The organism is Pseudonocardia pini (assembly GCF_013870575.1).
GTDB classification, from domain to species: domain Bacteria; phylum Actinomycetota; class Actinomycetes; order Mycobacteriales; family Pseudonocardiaceae; genus Pseudonocardia; species Pseudonocardia pini.
Map to the genome: position 1 here is coordinate 1 of NZ_JACBXB010000436.1, position 4,576 is coordinate 4,576.

Here is a 4,576-nt window from a genome sequence, read left to right on the forward strand (position 1 = left end):
CGTCGGTGTGTTCTACCGGGCCCCGGAGCCGGGGGCGGCCCCCTTCGTCGACACCGGCGACCTGGTCAGCCCCGGTCAGCAGGTGGGGATCGTCGAGGCGATGAAGCTGATGATCCCGGTCGAGGCGGACCGCGGCGGCCGGGTCGTCGACGTGCTGTGCCCCGACTCCACCGCGGTCGAGTTCGGCGCGCCGCTGTTCGCGCTCGCCGAGACGTGACGCCGATGCACACCGTGCTGATCGCCAACCGCGGCGAGATCGCGCTGCGGGTGCTGCGTACGTGCCGGGAGCTGGGGCTGCGCACGGTCGCGGTGTACTCGACGGCCGACGAGGACGCGGCCGTCGTCCGGGAGGCGGACGAGGCCGTCCGCATCGGACCCGGGCCCGCGCGCCGCAGCTACAACCACATCCCGGCGGTGATCGAGGCGGCCCGGATGACCGGCGCCGACGCGATCCACCCCGGTTACGGGTTCCTGTCCGAGAACCCCGACTTCGCCGAGGTCTGCGCCACCGAGGGCATCACGTTCGTCGGGCCGCCGCCCGAGGTCATGGAACGGCTGGGGGACAAGGCCTCCGCCCGGGCCGCGATGGTCGCGGCCGGGCTGCCGCTGCTCCCCGGCAGCACCGACGCGATCGACGACCCCGACGCCGCGAAGGCCCTGGCGGACGAGATCGGCTACCCGGTGATCGTCAAGGCGGTCGCCGGGGGCGGCGGGCGCGGCATGGCCGTCGTCCGCGACCCGGCGGCGTTCGCCGACACCTACCGCAGGACCCGCGCCGGGGCCGCCGCGGTGTTCGGCGACGGCCGCGTCTACGTCGAGCGCTACCTCGACTCCGCCCGGCACGTCGAGATCCAGGTGCTGTGCGACGCCCACGGCGACGGCGTCCACCTCGGCGCCCGGGACTGCTCGGTGCAGCGCCGCCACCAGAAGCTCGTCGAGGAGACGCCCGCCCCCGGGCTCAGTGCGGAGGTCCAGCACGCGATCGGGGCGGACGCCGTCCGGGCCGTGTTGTCCGTCGGCTACGAGGGGGCGGGCACCGTCGAGTTCCTCGTCGACGCCGACGGCAGGCACTACTTCATGGAGGTCAACTGCCGGCTGCAGGTCGAGCACCCGGTGTCGGAGATGGTGTCCGGCATCGACCTCGTGGCCGAGCAGCTGCGCGTCGCGATGGGGGAGCCGCTGCGGTTCACCCAGGCGGACATCCGGCTCGACGGCGTCTCGATCGAGTGCCGGATCAACGCCGAGGACCCCGCGCGGGACTTCGCCCCGACACCCGCCCTGCTGGACTCCGTCGACCTGCCCGGCGGGCCGTTCGTGCGGGTCGACACGCACGTCGCCGCCGGCCGTCGGATCCCGCCGGAGTACGACTCGCTGCTCGCCAAGGTCGTGGTCTGGGGGCCGGACCGGGACACCGCGCTGCGCCGGATGGACCGCGCGCTGGCCGAGACCCGGATCCGCGGCGAGCGGCTCGCCACCACCGCCGAGTTCCTCCGCGGGGTCCTCGCGGAGCCCGACTTCCGTGCGGGCCGCCACGACACCGGCCTGCTCGACCGCATGAAGGACCGATCCCGGGGAGTGCCGGTATGACCGTGGCGGAGCCACGCCGCAAGACGATCTCCAGCCCGTACATCCACCGCCTGCAGCGCAGGCACTTCCTGCTCTTCGACATCGCCCCGATCCTCGGCACCGTCGCCGCCGTCGCGTTCCTGTGGGTGCACCCCTTCGGCTGGACGGAGCTCGGCCTGCTGCTCGGGTTCTGGCTGCTCACCGGGCTCGGCGTGACCGTGGGCTACCACCGGCTGTTCACCCATCGCACCTTCAAGGCGACACCGGCGGTCGAGGCCGTGCTCGCGGTCCTCGGCTCCATGGCGGGGCAGGGCGCGGTGATCTCGTGGGTGGCGCTGCACCGCCGCCATCACGAGTTCTCGGACAAGGAGGGCGATCCCCACTCGCCCAACCTGTCCGGGGGCGGGCTCCGTGGCGCACTGAAGGGGCTCGCGCACTCGCACTTCCTGTGGATGCGCCGCCACGAGTACCCCAACGTCGTCCACTACGCCCCGGACCTGATCCGGAACCGCAGGCTGGTGAAGGTCGGGCGGCTCTACTACTGGTGGGTGGCGCTCGGCCTCGCGGTGCCTGCGCTGGTCGGCGGGCTCGTGGACCTGTCCTGGCAGGGCGCGGTGTCCGGGCTGCTCTGGGGCGGCCTGGTCCGGATCTTCGTGCTGGAGCACATCGTCTGGGCGATCAACTCCTTCCTGCACAGGGTCGGCACCCGCCCGTACGAGTCCCGGGAGAACAGCCGCAACGGCGGGATCTTCGCGCTGGTCACCCTGGGCGAGTCCTGGCACAACAACCACCACGCGTTCCCGGAGTCCCCGTCGTTCGGGCTGGACTGGTACCGGCTCGACCCCGGGTTCTGGCTGATCAAGACCTTGGCGGCCGCCGGCCTGGCCTGGGACCTGAAGACCCCGTCCGACGAGCGTCGGGACTCCCGGCGCGTCCGCCCCGCAGGAGCCTGACATGAGCGCCGAGCCGACCACCGCCCTCGCCACCGACGTCCCGGCCCTCGTCGCCTGGTGCCGCGGCTACCTCGCCGAGCTGCTCGACGTGCCCGTCCCCGAGATCGACCCGGCCGCCGACTTCGACCACCTCGGCGTCGACTCCGCGCTCGCGGTGTCGCTGCTGATCGAGGTGGAGGAGCGGTACGGGGTCGACATCGACCCCGAGGCGCTGTTCGAGAACCCGACGATCACCGCCGTCGCGGACCACCTGCACGAGCGGCTGCGATGAGCTCCGTCTCGACCCAGAGCGCGGAGGCCATCCGCCACCACTACGACGTCGGCGACGACTTCTACCGCCTCTGGCTCGACCCCACGCTGAGCTACTCCTGCGCGTGGCGCACCGGGGACGAGTCCCTCGAGGAGGCCCAGGAGCACAAGCTGCGCCTGCACCTGGAGGCGGCGGGGGCGCGGACCCGGCTGCTCGACGTCGGGTGCGGCTGGGGTGGGCTCCTCGCCCGGGCCGGGGTGCCCGCCGTCGGGCTCACGCTGTCCGACGCGCAGGCCGCGTACGTCCGCGGTCTCGGGTTCGACGTGCGGCTGGAGGACTGGCGAGACCACACGCCCACCGAGCCCTACGACGGGATCGTGTCCATCGGGGCGTTCGAGCACTTCGCGGGCCTCGGCACGGACAAGGTCGCGGTCTACCGCGAGTTCTTCACCCGCTGCCGGGGCTGGCTGACCGGCGGCGGCGCGCTGTCCCTGCAGACGATCGCCTACGCGGCCATGGACCCGTCCGAGGCCAGTTCCTTCATGCAGCAGGAGGTCTTCCCCGACGCCGAGCTCCCCACCCTGGCCGAGATCACCGCGGCCGCCGAGGGCGTCCTGGAGATCACCGCGCTGTCCAACGGGCGGCTCGACTACGCCTGGACCTGCTCGGAGTGGGCGCGGCGGCTCAAGGCCCGCCGCGCCGAGGCCCGGGAGCTCGTCGGGGCGGAGACGGTCGCGCGGTACGAGCGGTACCTGACGCTCTCCTCGGTCGGGTTCCGCATGGGGAGGCTCGCGCTCTACCGGATCACCCTGCGGCCCTACGGCTCCCGGTGGGGCACATGAGGTTCAACCCGTTCGCGCCCGCGTTCCGCCAGGATCCCTACCCGCAGTACGCGGCACTGCGCGCGGTGCCACCCACCCGGACGCTGGGGATGTGGGTCCTCACCCGCCACGCCGACGTGCACGCCGTGCTGCGGGACCGGAGCTTCAGCGCGGAGCTGATCCCGGCCCTCGTGGCGCGCCACGGCGGGCGGACCGAGCAGATCCTGCGGCTGGGCCGGGCGTCGCTGGTGTTCACGGACGACCCCGCCCACGCCCGGCTCCGCGGGCTGGTCAACCGCGTGTTCACCCCGGCGGAGGTCGCCTCGCTGGCACCCCTGGTGGCCGAGACCGCGCGACGCCGGGTGGCCGTGGTGGGCACCGGCGAACAGGACCTGATGGCCGCGGTCGCCACCCCGCTGCCCGTCGAGGTGCTGTCCACCTGGCTGGGGCTGCCCGGCGAGCTGCACGGGTCCGTCGCGGACTGGACGCACCAGATCCGGTTCCTGCTGGAGCCGGGCATGCTCAAGGGCGCGGACCTGCAGCGGGTCGCGGAGGTCGTCGAGCAGTTCGTCGGGGTGCTCGTCGACGTGCTCCGCGTGCGCCCGCCCGGTCTGCTGACCCGCCTGCAGGACGCGCGGACCGGGGGCGGGGACCGACTCACCGAGGAGGAGATCGCGCTCCTCGGGATCATGTGCTTCGTCGCGGGGACGGAGACCACGGCGGCGCTCGTCGGGAACGCGGTGGTCGCCGTCCTGGAGGGTCCCGGATGGCTCCCGCCGCAGGAGGCGCGGGCCGCCGTGCGGGAGACCCTGCGCCACGACGCCCCGCTGCAGATGACCAAGCGCATCGCCACCCGCGAGGTCGAGATCGGCGGGGTCACCCTCGCGGAGGGCGACCAGGTGCTGCTCTGCCTCGCCGCGGCCAACCGGGACGCGGCGGTGTTCGCCGATCCCGACCGGTTCGACCCGGCCCGCGCGCCCGGTCCG

At 73.5% G+C, this 4,576-nt stretch carries 6 protein-coding genes; all 6 read left to right on the top strand.

All coding sequences use genetic code 11. The features are described from left to right. The coding region (locus H5J29_RS21605) for an acetyl-CoA carboxylase biotin carboxyl carrier protein (RefSeq protein WP_312858344.1) at positions 1 to 217 on the top strand (217 nt) is incomplete at its 5' end. A 5-nt stretch (positions 218 to 222) separates the two neighbouring features. Continuing rightward, entirely contained in the window at positions 223 to 1,587 is a 1,365-nt protein-coding gene (locus tag H5J29_RS21610) for an acetyl-CoA carboxylase biotin carboxylase subunit (protein ID WP_181782868.1), read from the top strand. Further along, positions 1,584 to 2,519: an acyl-CoA desaturase gene (locus H5J29_RS21615; RefSeq protein WP_181782869.1), complete on the top strand. Its 936-nt coding sequence runs from the start codon at positions 1,584 to 1,586 to the stop codon at positions 2,517 to 2,519. Before H5J29_RS21610 ends, H5J29_RS21615 begins: the two co-directional genes overlap by 4 nt. A 1-nt stretch (position 2,520) precedes the next feature. Further along, on the top strand, positions 2,521 to 2,790 hold the full coding sequence (locus tag H5J29_RS21620) for an acyl carrier protein (protein WP_181782870.1): 270 nt from the start codon (positions 2,521 to 2,523) through the stop codon (positions 2,788 to 2,790). Beyond that, on the top strand, positions 2,787 to 3,611 hold the full coding sequence (locus H5J29_RS21625; RefSeq protein WP_181782871.1) for an SAM-dependent methyltransferase: 825 nt from the start codon (positions 2,787 to 2,789) through the stop codon (positions 3,609 to 3,611). Before H5J29_RS21620 ends, H5J29_RS21625 begins: the two co-directional genes overlap by 4 nt. Next, on the top strand, positions 3,608 to 4,576 hold a 969-nt coding region (locus tag H5J29_RS21630; RefSeq protein ID WP_181782872.1), incomplete at its 3' end, for a cytochrome P450. The genes H5J29_RS21625 and H5J29_RS21630, both read left to right, overlap by 4 nt.

Coding starts and splice junctions, on each gene's coding strand:
- H5J29_RS21615 (WP_181782869.1), top strand. CDS start 1,584: ATGACCGTGGCGGAGCCACGCCGCAAGACGATCTCCAGCCCGTACATC.
- H5J29_RS21620 (WP_181782870.1), top strand. CDS start 2,521: ATGAGCGCCGAGCCGACCACCGCCCTCGCCACCGACGTCCCGGCCCTC.
- H5J29_RS21625 (WP_181782871.1), top strand. CDS start 2,787: ATGAGCTCCGTCTCGACCCAGAGCGCGGAGGCCATCCGCCACCACTAC.
- H5J29_RS21610 (WP_181782868.1), top strand. CDS start 223: ATGCACACCGTGCTGATCGCCAACCGCGGCGAGATCGCGCTGCGGGTG.